The following is a 24,244-nucleotide window of genomic DNA, read 5'->3' as shown; positions in this document are numbered from 1 at the left end:
CCAATTTATATATAATTTTATATATTACTATATAAATATGAATCTTGCACCGGAGAAATTGTAAGCATTACTATGCCGACTCTTTTTTATCTTAATTTAAAATGGAATGTCGGACATGTTAATTAACCGCAATATTGTGGCGTTATTTTTTATGCCTTTTATGGCAAGTGCAACTGCCGCAGAATTATCCGTTGGTGCTGGCGCAGTTTATAATGAATCGCCTTATCGCGGTTATAATGAAAATACCAAAGCAATTCCGCTGATCAGTTATGAGGGCGATTCTTTTTATGTCCGCCAGACCACGTTAGGTTTTATTCTGTCGCAAAGTGAAAAAAATGAACTTAGCCTGACCGCATCCTGGATGCCGCTGGAATTTGATCCTGCCGATAATGACGACCATGCTATGCAACAACTCGATAAGCGTGACAGTACGGCAATGGCGGGAGTTGCCTGGTATCACCATGAGCGTTGGGGGACCGTGAAAGCTTCTGCGGCGGCTGATGTTCTGGATAACAGTAACGGTTGGGTAGGTGAGTTATCGTTATTCCACAAAATGCAGATAGGTCGCCTGTCGCTGACACCTGCTCTTGGCGTTCTCTATTATGACGAGAATTTCAGTGACTATTACTATGGCATTTCAGAGAGCGAGTCTCGTCGCAGCGGTCTGGCGAGTTATACCGCGCAAGATGCCTGGGTGCCATATGTCAGCCTGACGGCAAAATACCCCATCGGAGAACACGTCGTATTAATGGCGAGTGCCGGATACAGCGAGCTGCCGGAAGAGATTACCGACAGCCCGATGATTGATCGTAATGAGAGTTTTACCTTTGTCACCGGCGTGAGCTGGCGTTTTTAATTGACCCGGGAGATGTTGGATAAATTGCGTCAGCGAAATCTATATTAATCAATTGTCATCGCGGTGTCGGAGGGGGATCCGGCACCGCAGTGGATTATGCCATGTAAAAGACGTCTTTCAGCTCGCTACTGACCGGGCTGTTATCCGGATTAGCGGGCATCACGTCCTGCATATGCTTCCACCAACGTTGGCAGACTTCAGTGCTGGCAACCGCATTCCACCGTTCTTCAGATTCAATCTCTACCGTGGCAAACAGCAAATTACGCGTGCTGTCGAGATAGATGGCGTAGTTATGCGCGCCGTGGGATTTCAATACAGCTTCCAGTTCCGGCCAGATCGGGTTATGCCGACGCTGATACTCTTCGTGAGCGTCCGGGTTGACTTGCATAACAAAGGCTTTGCGGATCATAACGCCTCCAGATAAAGCTCACGCACTTCGTCGCGGCTGGCGGTACGTGGGTTACATGGTGCGCATGGGTCGGCCAGGGCTTTATCTAACCAGCCTTCGATATCCTTTTTGCTGATGCCAAGTTGACTAAATCCCGCAGGTATACCCACGCGATGGCTCAAGACTCGAATGGCATTAATTGCTTCCAGACTTGCCGCTTCATCACTCATCCCGCGCGTATCGACCCCCATCGCCTGGGCGATACGGGCAAAGCGTGCGATGGCATTCGGGCGGTTAAAGTTTTCGATTACTGGCAACAAGATGGCATTACACACCCCGTGTGGCAGGTTGTGGGTAGCACCGGGCTGATGCGCCAGTGCGTGAACCAGCCCCAGTCCCGCGCTGTTAAAAGCCATTCCCGCCAGATATTGCCCGAAAGCCATCTGTTCGCGAGCTTCCAGATTATGACCATCTTCTACCGCCTTCGGCAGCCACAGAGAAATCAGGCGGATAGCTTCCAGCGCGTTGGCATCAGTTAGCGGATGGGCGCCAACGGAAACATAGGCTTCTATGGCATGGGTTAGTGCGTCCATACCGGTGGCAGCGGTAACGGAGGCCGGGATCTCCAGCATTACACTGGCATCATCCACGGCGATATCAGGAATAATATTCGGATCGATGATGACTTCTTTCACTTGCCGCGCAGTGTCGATGATCACCGCATTGCTGGTCATCTCAGCAGCGGTTCCGGCAGTAGTATTGATCGCCACCAGCGGCACGCCTGGGTTTCTTACTTTGCCAATGCCAGAGTAAGCAGTAGAAGGGCCTGGATTAGCGGTAAGGATTTTTACGGCTTTTGCGGTATCAATCGGGCTACCGCCACCGAAAGCAATAATGTAATCACATGCGGCGTCCTGAAATGCAGCGTAGCCTTTTTGCACCAGTTCTTCGGTGGGGTTTGGAAAGACCTTATCAAATAGGTGGTAAGACATTTCGTGTTGATCCAGCGCGGTGAACAGACTGTTCAGCAATCCCAACTTAACCAGTTGCCCATCGGTAACGATCAGTGCTTTTCCCCACTGCTTATTCGCAACCAGGTTTACCATATCGCCAATTGCCCCAGCGCCATGCAGGCTGATTTTCGGTAATGCCAACATAAAACTCATGATTATTCTCCTTAAGAGCAAATCCTTCTGTTCGGCGGCATAACCCGCGCCGCCAGATGCGAAACGGGGTGTTAAAGCGCCAGTGCGCTTGCCAACGGAGTGACGCCGAAACGCTTGCCGAGGGCTATCAACTCTTCACGGCTGATGGTCTGTTTCATGCCGCCCATCGAATACACTTTCACCAATACTTCCGCCGATTTTTCTGCGGTATCGATCAGGCCAAACGCTTCGTCCAGCGTCGGACCGCAGCCGAAGACGCCGTGGAATGGCCACAAAACCAGTGAATGTTTTTGCATTTCCTGCGCGGTCGCCTGGCCAATTTCGTCCGTGCCGGGCACCATCCACGGCAAAATGCCAACGCCATCCGGGAATACCACCAGGCACTCGGTGCTGCCTTCCCACAGTTGGCGAGTGAAGACCGCCGTGTCGTTTTCCAGTACATAGGTGAGGGCGATCAGGTTGGTGGCATGGCAGTGCATGATCACCCGATCTTTACCGTTGGTGGCTTTAATGCGTTCGCAATGGGAGAGAAAGTGTGCCGGAAGTTCAGAAGTTGGGACGGCTTCGTGGGTTAGCCCCCAGAGAATATGGTAGCCCGCACCGTCGCTGTCGATTTTTACGACGCCTAAATTGGCGGCTGGATCGAGCTGGACGTTACGAAAGAATTTGCCGGAGCCGGTGACGATAAACGGCGTATTTGCCAGTAAAGGCATTGGTTGGCTTAATGGAATATAGCGCGGTTGTGGATGGAAGTTGTCGTGATAAGGCGCGATATCGGCGTCATCCAGGCGCAGCGTCAGGTTGCCGCCGTTGCGCTCGTCCCAGCCTTTCAGCCAGGCGTCGGTGGTGGCTTTGATCATTCCCTGGACAAACCAGGACTGGGTAATGTTTTGCATGTTCTGTGTTCCTGTAAATTCGGTGTTGTCGGATGCACGACCTGTAAGCCGGATAAGGCACTCGTGCCGCATCTGGCAATCAATGCCTGATGCGATGCTGTCGCGTCTTATCAGACCTACAACTGTTGCTGACCCGTAAGCCGGATAAGGCACTTGTGCCGCATCCGGCAGTGTTTACCCGCGCTGGCTTAAAATTGCGTTCTCATAATCACGCACGCTTTCCAGCCATTCGCTACCCGCTGGCGTATCGTGACGCTGACAGTACATTTCCCACACCGCCTGCCACGGCAACGATTTCTGCTCTTCCAGCAACGCCAGTCGTGCGGTGTAATCACCCGCCGCTTCCAGCTTGCGCAGTTCGGCTGTCGGTTCTAATAACGCACGCAGCAGGGCTTTTTTCATATTGCGCGTGCCAATGACCCACGCGGCAATGCGGTTGATGGAGGCATCAAAGAAGTCGAGGCCGATATGCACGCGGTCAAACAGGTCATGACGAACAATCTCACTGGCGATCGCCTGGGTTTCATCATCCAGCAGTACCACGTGATCGCTGTCCCAGCGCACCGGACGGCTGACGTGCAGCAGCAACTGCGGCACATACAGCATGGCGGCGGAAATCTTGTCGGAAATGACTTCTGTCGGGTGGAAGTGTCCGGCATCCAGGCACAGCGCAGTCTGGCGACTGGTGGCATATCCCATGTAAAACTCATTGGAGCCAACCGTGTAGCTCTCCGCGCCAATACCAAACAATTTGCTCTCTACGGCGTCGATATGGTGCGCAGGGTTCAGCTTTTCGCTGATCACTTCATCCAGTGCTGCCAGCAAACGTTGGCGCGGGGCGAGACGGTCAACGGTGATATCTTTCATGCCATCCGGTATCCAGATGTTCATCACCGATGGCGTGCCAAGTTGCTCGCCAAAATAGGCCGAAACGCGACGGCTGGCTTTGCAGTGGTCAATCCAGAACTGGCGAATGCGGTCGTCGGGATGCGAGAGCGTAAAGCCATCGGCACTTAGCGGATGCGAAAAACAGGAGGGGTTAAAATCCAGACCGAGGTGATTGGCTTTCGCCCATTGCACCCAGTTTTTGAAGTGCTCTGGTTTGATTTGGTCGCGCGAGACTGGCGTGTCTGACTCCAGATAGATGGCATGTAAATTAAGCCGTTTTGGGCCAGGAATCAGTCGCATAGCTTGTTCCAGATCGGCACGTAGCTCGCTGGCATTACGCGCTTTCCCCGGATAATTACCTGTGGCCTGAATCCCGCCGGTCAGTGAACCTTCCGGGTTTTCGAAACCGGAAACATCATCGCCCTGCCAGCAGTGCATTGAAACGGGTAAGCGATCAAGTTGGCGCAGCGCCTCCTCGACATCAATCCCTACCGCCGCGAAACGCTGTTTCGCCAGTTCCCAGGCCTGTTCCAGTTGAGTGGTCATGCGCAAAGCTCCTTTGTCTGTCGTGTTGAGTGAATCCGCGCCACATAGTGGGCAATTTCACTGTCAGGATTAGGGGTAAAGGTGGTCAGATTCGCGGTGGCGCTTACTACCTGACGGAAATCATCCACATTGTTGAGTTCATCCAGTGTCATTAACTGGATGCCGATATTGCCGAGCGTCGAGGCTTCAATTGGCCCGGCAATCACTCGAATACCGCAGGCATCGGCGCATAACTGGTTGAGCAGCGCGTTCTGGCTGCCGCCGCCGACAATATGCAGTTGCGAGAAATCTTCACCGCGTAGCTGCGCCAGTTCGTGCAGTACATCGGCATACAGCAGCGCCAGACTGTCGAAAATACAGCGCGCCAGTTCAGCATCACTTTCTGGGATCGGTTGCGCCGTTTCCTGACACGCAGCCTGAATTTCGCTGCACATCGCCTCAGGATTAATAAAGCGATCGTCATTGGGATTGATGATGAAGCGACAGGCCGGAAGTGCCTGTGTCGCGGCGATAAGCGTCGGGAGATCGTTGATTTGCTGCTCCTGAAGCACCCGCTGAAGAAGCCATAAACCCATGATATTTTTCAGCACCCGATAGCGGCCTTCCGCACCGCCTTCATTGGTGATGTTGGCTGCCAGCGCCGCATCATTGGTGAATGGCGTCTGGTTTTCGAAGCCCATCAATGACCAGGTGCCGGAGGAGAGATAAGCGGCGCGGGAACCGTTTAACGGCGAGGCGATAACCGCGCTGGCGGTATCATGGCTGGCAACGGCGACCACCGGAATTTCATTACCCTGTGGGCAAATCCAGTGACCAATGACATTACCCGGATGCGTCGGACGACCAAACCAGGCTTTGTTGGCGCCGCTCCACGCCAGCAGGGACTCATCCCAGTCATCGCTATTGATATTGACCAGTTGCGTGGTCGTGGCGTTGGTGTACTCCCAGTTCATCTTGCCGGTCAGACGATAACTAAAGTAATCCGGCATCAGCAGAGCGTGAGCAATGTGCGGGATAAGTTCAGGTTGTTGCTCCGTCAGCGCACGCAGCTGATAGATCGTATTGAAGGGCAAAAACTGGATGCCGCTACGCTGATAAATATCGCGTTTGCCGAGTTGCTGCTGTGCCAATGTCATCAGTCCGTTAGTACGGCTATCACGATAGGCAATCGGTAAACCGACGCGCTGACCGTGTTGATCCAGCAGCACATAGTCCACGCCCCAGGTATCAATACCGATGCTATCGATATGAATCCCTTCTTCACACACCTTGTTTAACCCAAGGCGAATGGCGTTTTCCAGACTATCGACATCCCAGGTGGCATAGCCGCTCTGGTAATACAGCCCATTGGTAAAACGATGGATTTCACGCAGCGTCAGGCTGCGACATTCACGGTGGTAACGCGCCAGCATTACGCGCCCACTGGATGCGCCAAGATCAACGGCAACGCAGTAGCGAAAGGTCATAATGAGATCCTTCTAAGTTTCATTACGCCCAGTCTAAGAAGCGCCCGACTTCGCTACCTTCTCGTTACTGACAGGAAAATACACCACTGGCAACCAGGGAAAGATGAACGTGATGGCGTTCACAATTTTCAGAATTGTGGTGGTGTGATGTTTGCCGCATTTTCTGAAAAATCACGCTTTATCTTGAAAAATCGACATTTTTTACGTGTTTTGCTGTCGAAAGTTTAAGGTAAGAACCAAACCGCTTGATTACTATTCCGCCATGTTGACGGCATCAGGAGGCTTATATGGACGTATTACATTGCGTGGATTTTTTTCCGTCTGGTAACGTGTCTGTGGCAATAGAACCCCGGCTTCCACAGGTGGATTTTCCTGAACATCACCATGATTTCCATGAGATTGTGATTGTCGAACATGGCACGGGTATCCACATTTTCAATGGGCAGCCTTATACCATCTCCGGTGGAACAATCTGTTTCGTGCGCGATCATGATCGGCATTTATATGAACATACGGACAATCTGTATTTGACCAATGTGCTGTATCGCTCCCCGGATAGATTTCAGTTTCTCGCCGGGCTGCATCAGCTTCTACCGCAAGAGCAAGACGGGCAATATCCGTCCCATTGGCGCGTGAGCCACAGCATATTGCAGCAGGTACGGCAGCTGGTTTCGCAACTGGAACAGCAGGACAGAACGAATGATTTACCCTCGAAAGCCAGCGGTGAGATTTTGTTTATGCAATTACTGCTCTTGCTGCGTAAAAACAGTTTGCAGGAGAGCATGGAAAGTCGCGAATCGCGCCTGAACTTGTTGTTGGCCTGGCTGGAAGAGCATTTTGCCGACGAGGTGAATTGGGAAATGATGGCGGATCAATTTTCTCTGTCACTACGCACGTTGCATCGTCAGCTAAAACAGCAAACCGGTTTGACGCCCCAGCGTTACCTTAACCGTTTACGGTTGGTGAAGGCGCGTCATCTTTTACGTCATAGCGAGGAAAGCGTGACCGAAATCGCATATCGCTGCGGATTCAGCGACAGTAACCACTTTTCGACGCTGTTTCGCCGCGAGTTTAACTGGTCACCACGCGATATTCGCCAGCGGCGGGATGGCTTTCTGCAATAACGCGAATCTTCTCAACGTATTTCCACGCCAGTTTATGAATAATCAAACGCGTCTTCTGGCTGAGGTGGCACGGTGGTTCATCAGTTTGTCCTTCGTAAAAAAGATTTTTTTGCCAGCGAACAGCAGGCGGTCGCTGTTGCTGATCGTTATCCGCAGGATGTCTTTGCCGAGCATACACATGATTTTTGTGAACTGGTGATCGTCTGGCGCGGTAACGGTTTGCACGTGCTCAACGATCGTCCTCATCGTATTACCCGCGGCGATCTCTTTTATATCCACGCAGACGATAAACACTCCTACGCTTCCGTTAACGATCTGGTTTTGCAGAACATTATTTATTGCCCGGAGCGGCTGACGCTTAATCTCGACTGGCAGGGGGCGATTCCAGGGTTTAACGCCAGCGCAGGACAACCACACTGGCGTTTAGGTAGTGCGGGCATGGCGCAGGTGCGGCAGGTTATCGGGCAGCTTGAGCACGAGAGCAGTCAGCCCGCGCCGTTTGCCAACGAAATGGCGGAGTTACTGTTCGGGCAGTTGGTGATGCTTTTGAAGCGCCATCGTTACACCAGTGATTCGTTACCGCCAACATCCAGCGAAACGTTGCTGGATAAGCTGATTACCCGGCTGGCGGCCAGCCTGAAAAGTCCTTTTGCGCTGGATAAATTCTGTGATGAGGCGGCGTGTAGTGAACGCGTCTTGCGCCAGCAATTTCGCCAGCAGACCGGGATGACCATCAATCAATATCTGCGGCAGGTCAGAGTGTGCCATGCGCAATATCTTCTCCAGCATAGCCGCCTGTTAATCAGTGATATTTCGACAGAGTGTGGCTTTGAAGATAGCAACTATTTTTCGGTGGTGTTTACCCGTGAAACCGGGATGACGCCCAGCCAGTGGCGTCATCGCAATTCCCGGAAAGATTAACTCGCCATGCCCATACCGACGATGTTGGCGGCAATAATAATCACCACACAACCGAGGCTCAACACGGTAACCGGACGGCGTCCCGCATTGTTCCACTCTTTCAGCACCAGCCCGACAATACCGCCGCACAATACATAGAAACTCATATGCAGCATCCAACTGATGTAGTCATACTGCGCCGGAATGCGGGCGTGTCCCCAGGCATAGAAAAAGAATTGCAGATACCACATCAAACCGCCCAACGCCGAGAGCAATACGTTGTGGATGATCAGCGGTTTCGCCAGCGAGAAGTCGGCTTTTAGCGACAAACTTTTCACTTTTGCCAGACGAATAAAACAGAAACCGAGGTTGATGATCGCACCGCCACCCATGATGACAACATAGCTTGGCAGTGCGACATACAGCGGATCAACGCCCAGCGCGGCAGCCGCTTCATGCATCGGTTTTGCGGCGTTCATCGCAAAAGACATCCCGGCAGAGAAAATGCCGCACATTACTGCCAGCACCAACCCTTTTTTCAGGTTGAACTCTTCGGCTTTAATGCCCATTTTGCGCTCTTTCAACTGCCCGGCGCGAGTCACAATTCCCACGCCAATCAGCGCCACCAGTACGCCGAGTAACGTCATTCGCCCACCGTCGGTGTTAATCAGCACATCGAAATTGCCGTTGATAATTGGCGTCATCAGCGTACCGACGATCAACGTAATGCCAATGGCGATACCAATCCCCATCGACATGCCGAGATAACGCATGGTCAGGCCGTAGTTGATATTACCAATCCCCCACATAGCGCCGAACAGAAAAACAGGCAGCAGGGTAGAGAGGCTGAACGAGCTGTAATATGCCAAGAAATCAGGTAGTAGCATGGCGCTGATGGCCCACGGCAGAATAATCCACGAAACAATCCCACCGACTGACCACATGGTTTCCCATGACCACTTTTTTACTTTTTTGAACGGAGCGTAAAAACAGGCTGCACTGGCCGCGCCGATCAAATGCCAAAATATCCCCATCGTAATCGCGTTACTCATCTTCTTATCCTCATCATTTTTTCGTCGCGTCACATCTCCGACGAGATGAGTGTAAAAATCGTGCTGTCGATTAACCTTTCGCCTGTTGCCGCCGTTGCCGATTTACTGGCAATCACGGCATTAAGTGGGTGATTTGGTTCACATCTCGGACATTTCCCTGCAAAACCATTCCCCTATGAAAAGTACGGCATTGATAATCATTTTCAATATCATTTAATTAACTATAATGAACCAACTGCTTACGCGGCATTAACAATCGGCCGCCCGACAATACTGGAGATGAATATGAGCTATACCCTGCCATCCCTGCCGTATGCTTACGATGCCCTGGAACCGCACTTCGATAAGCAGACCATGGAAATCCACCACACCAAACACCATCAGACCTACGTCAACAACGCCAACGCGGCGCTGGAAAGCCTGCCAGAATTCGCTAACCTGCCGGTTGAAGAGCTGATCACCAAACTGGACCAGCTGCCAGCAGACAAAAAAACCGTTCTGCGCAACAACGCTGGCGGTCACGCTAACCACAGTCTGTTCTGGAAAGGTCTGAAAAAAGGCACCACCCTGCAGGGCGATCTGAAAGCGGCTATCGAACGTGATTTCGGTTCCGTTGAAAACTTCAAAGCAGAATTTGAAAAAGCGGCAGCTTCCCGCTTTGGTTCCGGCTGGGCATGGCTGGTGCTGAAAGGCGATAAACTGGCGGTGGTTTCTACTGCTAACCAGGACTCCCCGCTGATGGGCGAAGCCATTTCTGGCGCTTCCGGCTTCCCGATTGTGGGCCTGGATGTGTGGGAACACGCTTACTACCTGAAATTCCAGAACCGTCGTCCGGACTACATCAAAGAGTTCTGGAACGTGGTGAACTGGGATGAAGCTGCGGCACGTTTCGCGGCGAAAAAATAATCGCATCTTGTCTGCTGTAATGAGGCGTTGACGCCTCGTGTCAGCATAAAAAACAAACCATCGTGCATAACGGTGGTTTTTTTGTGATCAATTTCAAAAGAAAAACAATGATCCTATAAAATTAAAACGATGTTTCAATTGGTGTGGTGTTGATCACTTTTATTGCCATGATGAATGTCTATCTTCGTTTCCATCAACACTGATGCTCCGTTAAGGAACTTCGCATCAGCCTATAAAAATATGCCAACAGGTGATGGAAATGCAGATAAAACGCACGATAGAGAAAATCCCGGGGGGGATGATGCTCATCCCGCTGTTCCTTGGTGCACTGTGTCATACCTTCTCGCCGGGGGCGGGTAAATATTTTGGATCATTCACCAACGGGATGATTACTGGCACGGTGCCTATTCTGGCGGTGTGGTTTTTCTGCATGGGGGCGTCTATCAAATTAAGCGCGACGGGAACAGTGTTGCGTAAATCCGGTACGCTGGTGGTAACCAAAATTGCCGTTGCGTGGGTGGTTGCAGCCATTGCTTCGCGCATTATTCCTGAGCACGGTGTCGAAGTTGGATTTTTTGCCGGGCTTTCAACGCTGGCGCTGGTGGCGGCAATGGACATGACCAACGGCGGTCTGTATGCCTCTATCATGCAACAGTACGGCACCAAAGAAGAGGCCGGGGCATTTGTGTTGATGTCGCTGGAATCTGGTCCGCTAATGACGATGATTATTCTGGGAACCGCCGGGATTGCTTCGTTTGAACCGCATGTTTTCGTTGGCGCAGTATTGCCGTTCCTGGTGGGCTTCGCGCTGGGGAACCTTGATCCTGAATTGCGCGAGTTTTTTAGCAAAGCGGTGCAGACGCTGATTCCGTTCTTTGCCTTCGCGCTGGGCAATACCATTGATTTAACCGTGATTGCCCAGACAGGTTTGTTGGGGATCCTGTTGGGTGTGGCGGTGATTATCGTGACCGGTATTCCGTTGATTATTGCCGATAAATTGATTGGCGGTGGCGATGGCACTGCCGGAATTGCCGCCTCCAGTTCTGCCGGGGCCGCAGTGGCAACGCCGGTACTGATTGCGGAAATGATCCCGGCCTTTAAACCGATGGCGCCTGCGGCAACTTCGTTGGTGGCGACGGCGGTAATTGTGACTTCGATTCTGGTGCCAATTCTTACCTCTGTCTGGTCACGTAAAGCCAAAGCCAGAGCGGCGAAGATCGAAATTCTGGGTACGGTGAAATAACCTCTCTTATTCCATATCATCGCCGGGTGAATTGACGTTCATCCGGCGTTTTACCTTAAATAACAAACACCTCATCGATCGTCCGACATTCGCTTTCTGTTAACTCCCCACCGGCATTGCGCGACACTCCTGTGCAGTAACCAAACTTACGTGATACCACCGTCTTGATGGTAGTGACAAAATCTTCACCGATGGCGTAGATGGACATATAAGTACCAATCTGTTGCTGAATATCTTGTAAAGCTGCCAGGTCGCCGCGTTTGAAGGCTTCGCGGGCTCCGACAAACAGCTCTGGCATAACGTTATTTAAGCCAGAGATTATCCCCGCGCCGCCAGCCAGCAAATTAGGAATGTAATACTCGTCATACCCCGAAAGCACCGCAAAATCAGGACGCACAGCCTGAGTTGCCTGAATCATGCTGCGGGTGTGTGACTGGCAATCGACAGTATCTTTAATTCCGGCAAACTCAGGAAACTCACTCGCCAGTGTGGCGACCAGGTCAGGGGTTAAATCACAACCGGTCCGCGCCGGGAAGTTATATGCGAACCATTTGCCCTGTAATTCGCGACCCAGATGGCGGAAATAGCTTAATAATTGCTTCGCCGTCTGGCCGTAGTAATAAGGCGGGAGGATCATCACCGCATCGTACCCAACGCGATACGCTTCTTGCGCCATAACCAGTACATCATGTGTGCATGTGGACGAGACGTTGGCCACCATTTTTAGCGTGCTCATGGCTCGTGCTTCACGAATAAGCATGAGCCTCTCTTCCAGTGTGAAGGAAGCAAACTCACCAATGCTTCCCATTAGCAATATCACATCGATGTTAGCGTCAGTGAGTCGCTGCAGATGCTGCTTCAGTCCGTTAAGGTCTACATTCCCGTCTTTATCCATCGGCGTGATGGAAGGACACCAGACGCCAGAAAACTGTTTTTGCTCGGTCACGTTGAACACTCCTTATAATGAAATGGCGTTTCAAATTCATCTCATTGATAGCATTTCTAAGGCGTCGTCATGTGAACCGCGCTCTCATTTTGCGCGCCTGACGTAAAATAAATATGGTCTAATGGGGAAATTTCTTGGTGGAGAGGGAACAGATGCGATATCCAGTTGATGTATACGTAGGCAAAATTCGGGATTATCCGGAAAGCCGTCCAAGTGCAATTGCGAAAATGCAGGTCGATGGCGAGTTGATGTTGACAGAACTGGGGCTGGAAGGCGACGAACAGGCAGAGAAAAAGATTCACGGTGGGCCGGACAGGGCGCTGTGTCATTATCCTCGCGAGCATTATCTCTACTGGGCGCGGGAATTTCCGGAACAGGCAGAGTTGTTTGTTGCACCTGCGTTTGGTGAAAACCTCTCAACCGACGGTCTGACGGAAAGCAATGTTTATATTGGCGATATTTTCCGCTGGGGAGAGGCGTTGATTCAGGTCTCCCAGCCGCGCTCTCCGTGCTACAAACTCAATTACCACTTTGATATCAGTGATATAGCTCAGTTGATGCAAAACACGGGTAAAGTCGGCTGGCTGTATAGCGTGATTGCGCCGGGGCAGGTATCTGCTGATGCTCCGCTGGAGTTGGTTTCCCGCGTTAGCGATGTGACCGTGCAAGAGGCTGCCGCCATCGCATGGCATATGCCGTTTGATGATGAGCAGTATCACCGTTTGCTTTCCGCAGCCGGGCTATCGAAAAGCTGGACGCGGACGATGCAGAAACGCCGACTTAGCGGCAAGATTGAAGATAATTCACGGCGGTTGTGGGGGAAATACCCCCCGGAGAGTAGGCCTGATAAGACGTGACTAGCGTCGCATCAGGCATCATGCTCAGACGCTGGATGCGGTGTAAACGCCTTATCCTGCCTACAAATGCGGAGTTTAACTCCGCTTATACAGCGGCAGCCAAATCACCAGACGTAAACCGCCAAGCGGGCTGTCTTCCGCTTTTACCCAACCACGATGCTGCTGGATGGCGGTTTCGACAATCGCCAGCCCCAAACCTGTACCGCCAGATTCACGATCGCGCGCTTCATCTGTACGATAGAACGGGCGGAAAATCTGTTCGCGATCTTCCGGGCTAACGCCAGGACCATCGTCGTCCACCGTAATGGTGATACCGTCTTTATCTACCGCAAAGCCCACTTCAATCTTCGTATGGGAATAACGCAGGGCATTACGAACAATGTTTTCCAGCGCACTTTCCAGGGCATTTGGGTTGCCGTACAGCGGCCACGGCCCTGGTGGGAAGTTAACCGTAAACGACTTGCCCATCTGCTCCGCTTCGAATGCCGCGTTATCCAGCACTTCGTTCCACAACTGGTTGGCTTTGATTGTCTCGCTCACCAGCGCGTTTTTCTGCTGATTACGTGACATCACCAACAGGTCGTTAATCATGCTGTCCAGACGCTGGGCTTCGGTTTCAATACGCTCCAGTTCCTTGCTTTCACCACTACGACGACGCAGTAACGCCGTACCCAGTTGCAGACGCGTCAGTGGGGTGCGCAGCTCGTGAGAGATATCAGAAAGCAGGCGCTGCTGGGAGGTCATCATGCGCTCCAGTGCGGTCACCATCTGGTTAAAACTGGCACCTGCGGCAAGAAATTCTTGTGGCCCCGCTTCCAGTTCCGGATGCTGGCGTAAGTTCCCCTGGGCAACTTCATCGGCAGCGTTTTTCAGCTTACGTGCCGGTTTTGCCAGACTCCAGGCCAACCACAACAGCAGTGGCGTACTGACCAACATGGTGACAATCAGCAGCAATAGCGGGCGGTCAAACAGTAAGTTTATGAAATCGGATTGAGAACTGCTGGCCGGACGAATCAGATAAAGCTGGTAATTATCTTCGCCATCACGCACGGAGAACGGACCGACCAGTTCCACGCGGCCATACTTTTTCTTCTGCGGATGATCGGCGTTATCGGCCTGACCAATAAAGTTGCGAATGATCTGCATTTCGCTGCGTTCAGCGCCGATCACGCGGCCTTCAGTGGTCACCAGTAATAAACGCTGGCCTGGTGGTGCCCACTTATCAATGGCCCGGAAAAGGCGACGCCACCACATTAAATCGTTGGGTGGATCGTTCGCCAGTTCCGCTTCGACATGCTGCTCAATCATCAGCCCCTGACGCTGTTCGCTATCCAGAAGCTCGGTCATCTGGCGTGAATCGAGCTTGGGTAACATCAAAACCAGCATCAACACCAGCGCCAGCGTCAGCCAGAAGATGGCGAAGATGCGCGCGGTTAAGCTGCCTATCATGAAGCGGAAACCATCAGATAGCCGCGACCACGCAATGTTTTAAACCACGGATGACCGTCTTTACGATCCGGCAGCTTACGACGCAGGTTGGAAATATGCATATCGATAGCACGGTCGAAAGGCGTCAGGCGTTTGCCCAGTACTTCCTGGCTTAAATGCTCGCGAGAAACCACCTGACCCAGATGCTGCGCCAGTAGGTAGAGCAGGGTAAATTCAGTACCGGTTAACTCCAGTGTTTGCCCGTCGAAGCTGGCTTCCTGACGGCCTGGATTCAGCACTAAGGCGTCAACTTCCAGCGTCGGCGAACCATTATCGCTGTTCTGCTGTTGCTCGCTCCAGTGCGAACGGCGCAGGATCGCGCGAATACGTGCAACCAGTTCACGATCGTTAAACGGTTTCGGGAGATAGTCATCTGCACCCAGCTCAAGGCCGAGGACGCGATCAAGTTCACTGCCGCGAGCCGTCAACATAATGACTGGCGTCTGGTGTGTCTGGCGAAGTGCTTTCAGCGTATCGATACCATTTTTCTTCGGCATCATCACATCAAGCAAAAGTAAATCAATGCTGTCGTCCAGAAGAGCAAGCGCTTGTTCCCCGTCGTGGGCAACAATCACGTTGAAGCCTTCCATCTCGAGCAGCTCCTTTAACAGGGATGTCAGCTCTCGGTCATCATCAACTAACAGGATTTTATTCATTGTTTAAATACCTCCGAGGCAGAAATTACGTCATCAGACGTCGCTAATCCATGACTTTACGTTGTTTTACACCCCCTGACGCATGTTTGCAGCCTGAATCGTAAACTCTCTATCGTTGAATCGCGACAGAAAGATTTGGGAGCAAATGATGCGCATAGTTACCGCTGCCGTCATGGCCTCAACGCTGGCAGTCAGTTCATTAAGCCACGCTGCTGAAGTCGGTTCAGGCGATAACTGGCATCCGGGAGAAGAACTTACGCAGCGCAGTACGCAGAGCCATATGTTCGACGGCATAAGTTTAACCGAACATCAGCGTCAGCAGATGCGAGATCTTATGCAACAGGCCCGGCACGAACAGCCACCTGTTAATGTTAGCGAACTGGAGACAATGCATCGCCTTGTCACCGCAGAAAATTTTGATGAAAACGCTGTGCGCGCACAGGCAGAAAAAATGGCGAACGAGCAAATAGCTCGTCAGGTTGAGATGGCAAAAGTCCGCAACCAAATGTATCGCCTGTTAACGCCGGAGCAGCAAGCGGTTTTAAACAAGAAACATCAACAACGAATGGAACAGTTGCGCGACGTGACGCAATGGCAAAAAAGTTCATCGTTGAAGCTATTGAGTAGTAGCAACTCACGTTCCCAGTAGTAAACCCTGTTTTCCTTGCCATAGACACCATCCCTGTCTTCCCCCACATGATGTGGGGGTTTTTTTTATCCGCAATTTGCCTGTTACTTGATGCATTGCAGATGATTTGCATCCGTTATACTACCGTCAGTTGATAGCGGGAGTATTTATGAATCAATCTTATGGGCAGCTGGTTAGTCGGGCGGCGATTGCTGCAACGGCGATGGCTTCGCTGTTATTACTGATTAAAATTTTTGCATGGTGGTATACCGGATCAGTGAGTATTCTCGCTGCGCTGGTGGATTCGCTGGTGGATATCGGCGCGTCATTAACTAACTTATTGGTCGTGCGTTACTCACTACAACCTGCCGACGATAATCACTCCTTTGGTCACGGCAAAGCTGAGTCGCTCGCCGCGCTGGCGCAAAGCATGTTTATCTCCGGTTCCGCGCTGTTCCTGTTTTTGACCGGTATTCAGCATTTGGTTTCTCCGACACCGATGAAAGACCCGGGTGTTGGGGTTATCGTGACTATTGTGGCGCTAATTTGTACGATTATTCTTGTCTCGTTTCAGCGTTGGGTCGTTCGCCGGACGCAAAGCCAGGCAGTGCGGGCAGATATGCTACATTATCAGTCTGATGTTATGATGAACGGCGCGATTTTGCTGGCGCTGGGATTGTCCTGGTACGGCTGGCATCGTGCTGATGCTCTGTTTGCTTTGGGAATCGGCATCTATATTTTATATAGCGCGTTACGCATGGGGTATGAGGCGGTCCAGTCATTATTGGATCGCGCGCTGCCCGATGGCGAACGACAGGAAATTATTGATATCGTGACTTCCTGGCCGGGAGTTAGCGGCGCTCACGATCTTCGCACGCGGCAGTCAGGGCCGACCCGCTTTATTCAGATTCATTTGGAAATGGAAGACTCTCTGCCTTTGGTTCAGGCACATATGGTGGCGGATCAGGTAGAGCAGGCTATTTTACGGCGTTTTCCGGGTTCAGATGTGATTATCCATCAAGATCCTTGTTCCGTCGTACCCAGGGAGAGTAAACGGTCTACGCTTTCATAATCCGTACAAAAGAGAGCCAGACCCGCATTTTGTGTATAAAATACCGCCATTTGGCCTGACCTGAATCAATTCAGCAGGAAGTGATTGTTATACTATTTGTACATTCGTTGGATCACTTCGATGTGCAAGAAGACTTCCGGCAACAGATTTCATTTTGCATTCCAAAGTTCAGAGGTAGTCATGATTAAGAAAATCGGTGTGTTGACAAGCGGCGGTGATGCGCCAGGCATGAACGCCGCAATTCGCGGGGTTGTTCGTTCTGCGCTGACAGAAGGTCTGGAAGTAATGGGTATTTATGACGGCTATCTGGGTCTGTATGAAGACCGTATGGTACAGCTAGACCGTTACAGCGTGTCTGACATGATCAACCGTGGTGGTACATTCCTCGGTTCTGCGCGCTTCCCGGAATTCCGCGACGAGAACATCCGCGCCGTGGCTATCGAAAACCTGAAAAAACGTGGTATCGACGCGCTGGTGGTTATCGGCGGTGACGGTTCCTACATGGGGGCAATGCGTCTGACCGAAATGGGCTTCCCGTGCATCGGCCTGCCGGGCACCATCGACAACGACATCAAAGGTACTGACTACACCATTGGTTTCTTCACGGCATTGAGCACCGTTGTTGAAGCTATCGACCGTCTGCGTGACACCTCTTCTTCTCACCAACGTATTTCCGTGGTGGAAGTGATGGGCCGCTACTGTGGCGATCTGACTCTGGCTGCAGCTATTGCTGGTGGCTGTGAATTCGTTGTGGTTCCGGAAGTTGAATTCAGCCGTGACGATCTGGTAAACGAAATCAAAGCCGGTATCGCGAAAGGTAAAAAACACGCGATTGTGGCGATCACTGAACATATGTGTGACGTCGACGAGCTGGCACACTTCATCGAAAAAGAAACTGGCCGTGAAACCCGCGCAACTGTGCTGGGCCACATCCAGCGTGGTGGTTCCCCGGTACCTTACGACCGTATTCTGGCTTCCCGTATGGGCGCTTACGCTATCGATCTGCTGCTGGCAGGCTACGGTGGTCGTTGCGTAGGTATCCAGAACGAACAACTGGTTCACCATGACATCATCGATGCTATCGAAAACATGAAGCGTCCGTTCAAAGGTGACTGGCTGGACTGCGCGAAAAAACTGTATTAATGATTTCGGAAAAAGGCAGATTTCTTTAGCCTGAAACCGATGACAGAGGCAAAAATGCCAGATGCGCTTTGCTTATCAGGCCTACATGAATTCTGCAATCTATTGAGTTTGCAAGCTTTTGTAGGCCGGATAAGCTGCATCCGGCATGAACACAGCGCACTTTGCCAGCAATATGAGGCGGATTTCTTCCGCCTTTTTAACTCCCCCATATATACCCGCAAGTTATAGCCAATCTTTTTTTATTCTTTAATGTTTGAATCCCTTTCTGGCACGCTTTGTTCATCACAACACAACATAAGAGAGCCGGGCGATGAACAAGTGGGGCGTAGGGTTAACTTTATTGCTGGCAGCGACCAGCGTTATGGCAAAGGATATTCAGCTTCTTAACGTTTCGTATGATCCAACGCGCGAACTGTACGAGCAGTACAACAAAGCCTTCAGCGCCCACTGGAAACAGCAAACCGGCGATAACGTGGTGATTCGCCAGTCGCACGGCGGTTCGGGTAAACAGGCGACGTCGGTAATCAATGGCATAGAAGCTGATGTCGTCACGCTGGCGCTAGCCTATGACGTGGATGCCATTGCTGAACGTGGTCGTATCGATAAAGAGTGGATCAAGCGTCTGCCGGATAACTCCGCACCTTATACTTCTACCATTGTCTTCCTGGTGCGTAAGGGGAATCCGAAGCAGATTCACGACTGGAACGATTTGATTAAGCCAGGTGTTTCGGTGATCACCCCGAACCCGAAAAGTTCTGGTGGTGCACGCTGGAACTACCTGGCAGCCTGGGGATACGCCCTGCATCACAACAACAACGATCAGGCAAAAGCGCAGGAATTCGTGCAGTCGTTGTATAAAAACGTCGAAGTACTGGATTCCGGCGCGCGCGGTTCAACGAATACCTTTGTTGAGCGCGGCATTGGCGACGTGCTGATTGCCTGGGAAAACGAAGCTCTGCTGGCGGCGAATGAACTGGGGAAAGATAAATTCGAAATCGTCACGCCGAGCGAGTCTATTCTCGCAGAGCCTACGGTGTCAGTTGTCGATAAAGTGGTAGAGAAAAAAGGCACTAAAGAGGTGGCGGAAGCTTACCTGAACTATCTCTACTCGCCAGAAGGCCAGGAGATTGCGGCTAAAAACTACTATCGTCCACGCGATCCTCAGGTAGCGAAAAAATATGAAAATGCCTTTCCGAAGCTGAAGTTATTCACCATTGATGAAGAGTTCGGTGGCTGGACGAAAGCGCAAAAAGAGCATTTCTCTAACGGCGGTACGTTTGACCAAATCAGCAAACGTTAATTTTGTTGAAGGCAATCAGACCCGGTGGCATCTCGCGACCGGGTTTTTTATTTGTCACGATTTTGCGTTACCCTTGCATCTCTTTGAGGTACAGGGAAAAAAAGATGAAAAAAGCAGGTCTTCTTTTTTTAGCGATGATGGTTATCGCTGTTGCTGCTGCAGGCATTGGTTACTGGAAATTGACCGGTGAAGAGTCGGACACGTTGCGCCAGATTGCCCTTGAGCAATGTTTACCCAACCAGCAGCAAAACCAAAACCCTTCGCCATGTGCGGAAGTCAAACCCAATGCCGGATATGTGGTTTTAAAAGACCTCAACGGTCCTCTGCAATATTTGTTGATGCCAACGTATCGTATTAACGGCACTGAAAGTCCATTGTTAACCGATCCTTCAACGCCTAATTTCTTCTGGTTAGCCTGGCAGGCGCGTGATTTTATGAGCAAAAAATACGGCCAGCCAGTCCCCGATCGCGCGGTATCTCTGGCGATTAACTCCCGTACCGGGCGCACGCAAAACCATTTTCATATCCATATCTCTTGTATTCGTCCTGATGTGCGCGAACAACTGGATAATAATCTGGCGAATATCAGCACCCGTTGGTTACCGCTGCCCGGTGGGCTGCGTGGGCATGAATACCTGGCACGTAGGGTAACTGAAAGCGAGCTGGTAAAACGGAGTCCGTTTATGATGCTGGCAGAAGAAGTACCAGAGGCACGGGAACATATGGGCAGTTACGCGCTGGCAATGGTGCGACAGAGTGATAACTCGTTTGTATTGCTGGCGACGCAGCGCAATCTGCTGACGCTGAATCGTGCTTCAGCCGAGGAACTTCAGGATCATCAGTGTGAGATTTTGCGTTAAAGCGAGGAGTTGTTGAGGAAAGCTAAGTGCCGGATGCGATATCCGGCACCTGTCAGACTTAAGCCTGTTTAGCCGCTTCTGCAGCTTTAACGATCACTGCGAAGGCGTCAGCTTTCAGAGAAGCACCGCCAACCAGCGCGCCGTCGATGTCCGGCTGAGCGAACAGTTCTGCGGCGTTAGACGCGTTTACAGAACCGCCGTACTGGATGATCACTTGTTCAGCGATGTTAGCGTCAACTTTAGCGATGTGGTCACGGATAAATTTGTGAACAGCCTGTGCCTGCGCCGGAGTTGCAGATTTGCCAGTACCGATTGCCCATACTGGTTCGTAAGCGATTACCGCACCTTCGAATGCCGCAGCACCCTGAGTTTTCAGTACCGCGTCGATCTGACGTGCGCAAACTTCTTCAGTTTTGCCCGCTTCGTTTTCAGCTTCGGTTTCACCGATGCACAGAACCGGAGTCAGACCCTGCTCTTTCAGCACCGCGAATTTTTTCGCGATCAGTTCGTCAGACTCTTTGTGGTAAGTACGACGTTCAGAGTGACCGATGATGATGTACTGTGCGCCGATGTCTTTCAGCATAGCAGCAGAGGTTTCACCAGTGAATGCGCCGGACAGGTTCAGGTCCACGTTCTGCGCACCCAGCATGATGTGGCTGCCTTCAGCTTCACGCTTCGCCATATCGATGTACATTTCTGGTGGCGCGATTGCAACGCCACAGCCATCAACGCCTGCCAGCTCTTTACGCAGGTTAGAAACCAGCTCGTGAACCATGTGGCGGCTGCCGTTCAGTTTCCAGTTACCCATCACTAAAGGATGTCGCATTTTAATTCTCCACGCTTATAAGCGAATAAAGGAAGATGGCCGCCCCGCGGGGCAGCAGGTCTGTGAAACAGTATAGAGATTCATCACTGGAAAGGCTTTGCTTTTTGTCATTTATTCAACCCTTCAAGCGATTCAGATAGCGCCAGCTTAATCGGTTCAACAGCGAAGGTCAGTCCCTTTTCGCCGTTGTCCGCGACAACATAGCGCAGTGCGCCTTCTGTCTCTGTGTAATAACGTTTGTTTTTCCCCGCAGTAAGGAGCGACTGTAGCTTTTTCTGGCTTTGTGTTTTGGTCATCAGCGGGGTGAGTGTGCGGATCACCGCCGCCATGTATTCATGAGCTTTTGCTTTGGCGGCTTTTTGCTCTGGTCCCTGGATTGGTAGCCAGGTAATTTGAATGCTTTTGATTTTTAAAGTGCCACGCTCCAGCGCCGTAGAGGCATACAAGTTCTCGTTAATTTTACTGGCGGCGCGAGTCAGATTGGCTTTGTCGGGGCTGCTGTCGATGGCGCGAAACTCGTTCAGTGGCAGGTTGGGGTTCTGGCTGTTAAAGTTTTCTCGAAACTGGCTGATGGAGAGATCGAAGGTAGGGGCGCCAGCAAGCAGATAGGGCGCAGTGGTCGCCGTACCTGGTGTTTGTGCATGCACCGTTGTGCTAACGGCTGATGCAGAACATAAGAGAAAAAACAGCGTAAACCCTGGCTTCATCGACAGTACCTTTTGTTATGACTGGCTCCGATTAAAACGATATCTGTCTCCCTTGTCAAAAGGGTAGAATCCTGGAAAAGACAACCATCAAGGAACTTACATGACCATACAGCAATGGTTATTCTCGTTTAAAGGGCGTATTGGGCGCCGTGATTTCTGGATTTGGATTGGCCTCTGGTTCGTTGGCATGCTGGTGCTTTTCTCACTGGCAGGTAAAAACTTACTCGATATCCAGACCGCCGCGTTTTGCCTGGTGTGCTTACTTTGGCCGACCGCGGCAGTAACGGTCAAACGACTGCACGATCGCGGGCGTTCCGGCGCATGGGCATTTTTAATGATTGTAGCGTGGATGCTGCTGGCGGGTAATTGGGCGATTTTACCGGGCGTCTGGCAATGGACGGTGGGGCGTTTTGTCCCGACGTTGATTCTGGTGATGATGCTTATTGATCTTGGCGCATTTGTCGGTACGCAGGGCGAAAATAAATTTGGCAAAGATACTCTGGATGTGAAGTATAAAGCCGACAATAAATCAAGTAATTAACCTTTAATATATCTCTTCTTGCTATTTTTTTCCGGGATTGTTATTTCCACGCAGGAAATGACAATGCCCGGAAAATCCTCCTCATTTCCTCACCTTAAGCAATATCAAAAAAAATGGTAATCCATAAGATCATTACTTGTTTGTTCTTCTCTTAACGGCGCATTATTCTTAAGTCGTAATCGACAGAGAGGCGAATATACAGAGGTGCCCTATGAAAGATGTCGTAGATAAATGCAGTACTAAAGGATGTGCGATTGATATCGGTACGGTGATTGATAACGACAACTGTACCAGTAAGTTTTCGCGCTTTTTTGCCACCCGCGAAGAAGCAGAGTCCTTTATGACCAAACTGAAAGAGCTTGCCGCCACTGCATCCTCTGCGGATGAAGGGGCCAGTGTGGCCTATAAGATTAAGGATCTGGAGGGGCAAGTTGAGCTTGATGCGGCCTTCACCTTCTCATGCCAGGCCGAGATGATTATTTTTGAGTTATCCCTGCGTTCGTTAGCTTGATGGAGTCGCTTTAGAAGGAGTTAAACATGGCTTATAAACACATTGGCGTGGCAATTTCCGGAAATGAAGAAGATGCCTTACTGGTGAACAAAGCCCTGGATCTCGCCAGACATAATGACGCTCACCTGACATTGATTCATATTGATGATGGCTTAAGCGAGTTGTATCCGGGCATTTACTTCCCTGCAACAGAAGATATTCTTCAACTGTTGAAAGATAATTCGGATAACAAGCTGTATAAACTGACGAAAAATATTCAGTGGCCGAAGACCAAACTGCGTATTGAACGCGGAGAAATGCCGGAAACACTGCTTGAAATTCTGCAACAAGAGCAGTGCGACCTCCTTGTCTGTGGTCATCACCACTCATTTATCAACCGTTTGATGCCGGCATACCGCGGGATGATCAATAAGTTGAATGCGGACCTGCTCATCGTGCCGTTTATCGATAAGTAACCGCTTACCAGTAATGCTCCGCTGTCATGTGGCCCGGTCGACGACGTAAATGTTTCGTCATCTGCCGGGTTTCTTTTAGCAGCTGTTGCGTATCGCGCACCATTTGCGGATTACCACAGAGCATCACATGACTGGTTTCTTTATCCATTGCCAGGCCAACCGCGTTTTCCAGTTCACCGCTTTCAATTAACGCCGGTATTCGCCCGCTGAGCGAACCCGCAGCCGTTTCCCGACTGACCACCGTCTGAATGCGCAGTTTCCCTTCGTAGCGTTTTTCCAGTTCTTGCATCAGCGGCAGATAGCTTAAGTCGGCGGCATATCGTGCGGCGTGAACCAGCACCAGGTTTTTGAAGCGATCTAAATCTTTGCCCAATTGCAGAATTGATAAATAAGGGCCAATCGCTGTACCGGTTGCCAGCATCCACAGTGTTTCGCAGTCCGGCACTTCATCCAGTACAAAGAAGCCAGCCGCCTCGCTAACCACTTGCACTTCGTCACCCGGTTTTAGCGCCGCCAGTCGCGGGCTTAATTTGCCATCGGGGACGGTGACCAGGTAAAACTCCAGATCGGGATTATCGGGCGAGTTAACGTAGGAGTAAGCGCGCTGGACGCGTTCGCCGCCAATTTCAAGGCCAAGTTTAGTGAATTGCCCGGCGGTAAACGGAAGCACGGGAGCGTGAACGGTGAGACTAAACAGGGCGTCGGTCCAGTTCTGCACTTTAGTGACTTTGCCTGTTACCCAATCAGCCATGTTTTTCTCCTGTTTTGATTGACTTGCCTTATCTTCGTTCTCCGAACAAAAAAATTCCAGTCCCGAAGGACT

At 51.1% G+C, this 24,244-nt stretch carries 26 protein-coding genes; 14 read left to right on the top strand and 12 right to left on the bottom strand.

Features of this window, described 5'->3' with window-relative positions; all coding sequences use genetic code 11:
• The first annotated feature begins 115 nt into the window (after window positions 1–115).
• Window positions 116–856 (top strand): MipA/OmpV family protein, encoded by a 741-nt coding sequence (locus tag D9741_RS18435; RefSeq protein WP_130215226.1) that lies wholly within the window; start codon window positions 116–118, stop codon window positions 854–856.
• Window positions 857–950: 94 nt separating this feature from the next.
• On the opposite strand, the gene rhaM is transcribed toward D9741_RS18435, so the two are convergent.
• The 5 genes from rhaM to rhaB form a co-directional block, all read right to left on the bottom strand.
• Entirely contained in the window at window positions 951–1,265 is a 315-nt protein-coding gene (gene rhaM / locus D9741_RS18430; protein WP_130215228.1) for an L-rhamnose mutarotase, read from the bottom strand.
• A complete protein-coding gene (fucO, locus tag D9741_RS18425) occupies window positions 1,262–2,410 on the bottom strand; it encodes a lactaldehyde reductase (RefSeq protein ID WP_130215230.1) in 1,149 nt (382 codons plus the stop codon). The genes rhaM and fucO overlap by 4 nt, the downstream gene beginning before the upstream one ends.
• Window positions 2,411–2,481: 71 nt before the next feature.
• On the bottom strand, window positions 2,482–3,306 hold the full coding sequence (gene rhaD / locus D9741_RS18420) for a rhamnulose-1-phosphate aldolase (protein ID WP_130215232.1): 825 nt from the start codon (window positions 3,304–3,306) through the stop codon (window positions 2,482–2,484).
• Between the two features lie 174 nt (window positions 3,307–3,480).
• A complete protein-coding gene (rhaA, locus tag D9741_RS18415) occupies window positions 3,481–4,740 on the bottom strand; it encodes an L-rhamnose isomerase (RefSeq protein ID WP_130215234.1) in 1,260 nt (419 codons plus the stop codon).
• Window positions 4,737–6,206 (bottom strand): rhamnulokinase, encoded by a 1,470-nt coding sequence (rhaB, locus tag D9741_RS18410; RefSeq protein ID WP_130215236.1) that lies wholly within the window; start codon window positions 6,204–6,206, stop codon window positions 4,737–4,739. Before rhaB ends, rhaA begins: the two co-directional genes overlap by 4 nt.
• 287 nt (window positions 6,207–6,493) lie before the next feature.
• Here rhaB and rhaS point away from each other — a divergent pair, with 287 nt between their 5' ends.
• Window positions 6,494–7,330, top strand: coding sequence for an HTH-type transcriptional activator RhaS (rhaS, locus tag D9741_RS18400; RefSeq protein WP_130215240.1), 837 nt, complete (start codon window positions 6,494–6,496; stop codon window positions 7,328–7,330).
• Between the two features lie 72 nt (window positions 7,331–7,402).
• Complete coding sequence (gene rhaR / locus D9741_RS18395; protein WP_130215242.1) at window positions 7,403–8,251, top strand: HTH-type transcriptional activator RhaR; 849 nt, start codon at window positions 7,403–7,405, stop codon at window positions 8,249–8,251.
• On the opposite strand, the gene rhaT is transcribed toward rhaR, so the two are convergent.
• Complete coding sequence (gene rhaT, locus D9741_RS18390; RefSeq protein ID WP_130215244.1) at window positions 8,248–9,282, bottom strand: L-rhamnose/proton symporter RhaT; 1,035 nt, start codon at window positions 9,280–9,282, stop codon at window positions 8,248–8,250. The two genes, rhaR and rhaT, sit on opposite strands and share 4 nt — an antisense overlap.
• 285 nt (window positions 9,283–9,567) lie before the next feature.
• On the opposite strand from rhaT, the gene sodA reads away from it, so the two are divergent.
• Both sodA and kdgT read left to right on the top strand, forming a co-directional pair.
• Window positions 9,568–10,188 (top strand): superoxide dismutase [Mn], encoded by a 621-nt coding sequence (gene sodA, locus D9741_RS18385; protein WP_130215246.1) that lies wholly within the window; start codon window positions 9,568–9,570, stop codon window positions 10,186–10,188.
• A gap of 259 nt (window positions 10,189–10,447) precedes the next feature.
• Window positions 10,448–11,431 (top strand): 2-keto-3-deoxygluconate transporter, encoded by a 984-nt coding sequence (gene kdgT / locus D9741_RS18380; RefSeq protein WP_130215248.1) that lies wholly within the window; start codon window positions 10,448–10,450, stop codon window positions 11,429–11,431.
• Between the two features lie 55 nt (window positions 11,432–11,486).
• Here the strand turns inward: kdgT and D9741_RS18375 are convergent, their stop codons facing one another.
• Entirely contained in the window at window positions 11,487–12,377 is an 891-nt protein-coding gene (locus D9741_RS18375; RefSeq protein WP_130215250.1) for a dihydrodipicolinate synthase family protein, read from the bottom strand.
• Between the two features lie 152 nt (window positions 12,378–12,529).
• On the opposite strand from D9741_RS18375, the gene yiiM reads away from it, so the two are divergent.
• Window positions 12,530–13,234 carry a 6-hydroxyaminopurine reductase gene (gene yiiM / locus D9741_RS18370; RefSeq protein WP_130215252.1) on the top strand — a complete coding sequence of 235 codons (705 nt, stop codon included), beginning with the start codon at window positions 12,530–12,532 and terminating at the stop codon, window positions 13,232–13,234.
• A gap of 75 nt (window positions 13,235–13,309) precedes the next feature.
• Here the strand turns inward: yiiM and cpxA are convergent, their stop codons facing one another.
• Together cpxA and cpxR are read right to left on the bottom strand one after the other, a co-directional pair.
• Window positions 13,310–14,683 carry an envelope stress sensor histidine kinase CpxA gene (cpxA, locus tag D9741_RS18365; RefSeq protein WP_000580414.1) on the bottom strand — a complete coding sequence of 458 codons (1,374 nt, stop codon included), beginning with the start codon at window positions 14,681–14,683 and terminating at the stop codon, window positions 13,310–13,312.
• Complete coding sequence (gene cpxR, locus D9741_RS18360) at window positions 14,680–15,378, bottom strand: envelope stress response regulator transcription factor CpxR (protein ID WP_130206632.1); 699 nt, start codon at window positions 15,376–15,378, stop codon at window positions 14,680–14,682. Before cpxR ends, cpxA begins: the two co-directional genes overlap by 4 nt.
• Before the next feature lie 148 nt (window positions 15,379–15,526).
• Here cpxR and cpxP point away from each other — a divergent pair, with 148 nt between their 5' ends.
• The 5 genes from cpxP (at window position 15,527) to cdh (ending at window position 20,381) form a co-directional block, all read left to right on the top strand.
• Window positions 15,527–16,027 (top strand): cell-envelope stress modulator CpxP, encoded by a 501-nt coding sequence (cpxP, locus tag D9741_RS18355; protein WP_130206850.1) that lies wholly within the window; start codon window positions 15,527–15,529, stop codon window positions 16,025–16,027.
• A 148-nt stretch (window positions 16,028–16,175) separates the two neighbouring features.
• A complete protein-coding gene (gene fieF, locus D9741_RS18350; protein ID WP_064530279.1) occupies window positions 16,176–17,078 on the top strand; it encodes a CDF family cation-efflux transporter FieF in 903 nt (300 codons plus the stop codon).
• Window positions 17,079–17,258: 180 nt separating this feature from the next.
• Window positions 17,259–18,221, top strand: a complete 963-nt coding sequence (gene pfkA / locus D9741_RS18345; RefSeq protein WP_032185626.1) for a 6-phosphofructokinase — start codon at window positions 17,259–17,261, stop codon at window positions 18,219–18,221.
• Window positions 18,222–18,531: 310 nt separating this feature from the next.
• On the top strand, window positions 18,532–19,521 hold the full coding sequence (gene sbp, locus D9741_RS18340; protein WP_130215254.1) for a sulfate/thiosulfate ABC transporter substrate-binding protein Sbp: 990 nt from the start codon (window positions 18,532–18,534) through the stop codon (window positions 19,519–19,521).
• A gap of 104 nt (window positions 19,522–19,625) precedes the next feature.
• Window positions 19,626–20,381 (top strand): CDP-diacylglycerol diphosphatase, encoded by a 756-nt coding sequence (cdh, locus tag D9741_RS18335; protein WP_130215256.1) that lies wholly within the window; start codon window positions 19,626–19,628, stop codon window positions 20,379–20,381.
• Window positions 20,382–20,439: 58 nt separating this feature from the next.
• On the opposite strand, the gene tpiA is transcribed toward cdh, so the two are convergent.
• Together tpiA and D9741_RS18325 are read right to left on the bottom strand one after the other, a co-directional pair.
• Window positions 20,440–21,207 (bottom strand): triose-phosphate isomerase, encoded by a 768-nt coding sequence (tpiA, locus tag D9741_RS18330; protein WP_130206626.1) that lies wholly within the window; start codon window positions 21,205–21,207, stop codon window positions 20,440–20,442.
• 107 nt (window positions 21,208–21,314) lie between these two features.
• Window positions 21,315–21,914, bottom strand: a complete 600-nt coding sequence (locus tag D9741_RS18325; protein ID WP_130206624.1) for a YiiQ family protein — start codon at window positions 21,912–21,914, stop codon at window positions 21,315–21,317.
• A 100-nt stretch (window positions 21,915–22,014) separates the two neighbouring features.
• Here D9741_RS18325 and D9741_RS18320 point away from each other — a divergent pair, with 100 nt between their 5' ends.
• The 3 genes from D9741_RS18320 to uspD all read left to right on the top strand — a co-directional run bounded on the left by D9741_RS18320 (window position 22,015) and on the right by uspD (window position 23,421).
• Entirely contained in the window at window positions 22,015–22,455 is a 441-nt protein-coding gene (locus D9741_RS18320) for a DUF805 domain-containing protein (protein ID WP_064530283.1), read from the top strand.
• A gap of 211 nt (window positions 22,456–22,666) precedes the next feature.
• Window positions 22,667–22,966: a DUF406 domain-containing protein gene (locus D9741_RS18315; RefSeq protein WP_032204720.1), complete on the top strand. Its 300-nt coding sequence runs from the start codon at window positions 22,667–22,669 to the stop codon at window positions 22,964–22,966.
• A gap of 26 nt (window positions 22,967–22,992) precedes the next feature.
• Window positions 22,993–23,421, top strand: coding sequence for a universal stress protein UspD (gene uspD, locus D9741_RS18310; protein WP_130215258.1), 429 nt, complete (start codon window positions 22,993–22,995; stop codon window positions 23,419–23,421).
• A 4-nt stretch (window positions 23,422–23,425) separates the two neighbouring features.
• On the opposite strand, the gene fpr is transcribed toward uspD, so the two are convergent.
• Window positions 23,426–24,172, bottom strand: coding sequence for a ferredoxin--NADP(+) reductase (gene fpr, locus D9741_RS18305; protein ID WP_130215260.1), 747 nt, complete (start codon window positions 24,170–24,172; stop codon window positions 23,426–23,428).
• Window positions 24,173–24,244: the final 72 nt, after the last annotated feature.

Origin of the sequence: Escherichia sp. E14V7 (assembly GCF_004212225.1) — a bacterium.
In the GTDB taxonomy this organism is placed as follows: Bacteria; Pseudomonadota; Gammaproteobacteria; order Enterobacterales; family Enterobacteriaceae; genus Escherichia.
Note: the sequence above shows the minus strand (reverse complement) of the source record. Positions and strands in the feature narration are given on the sequence as shown.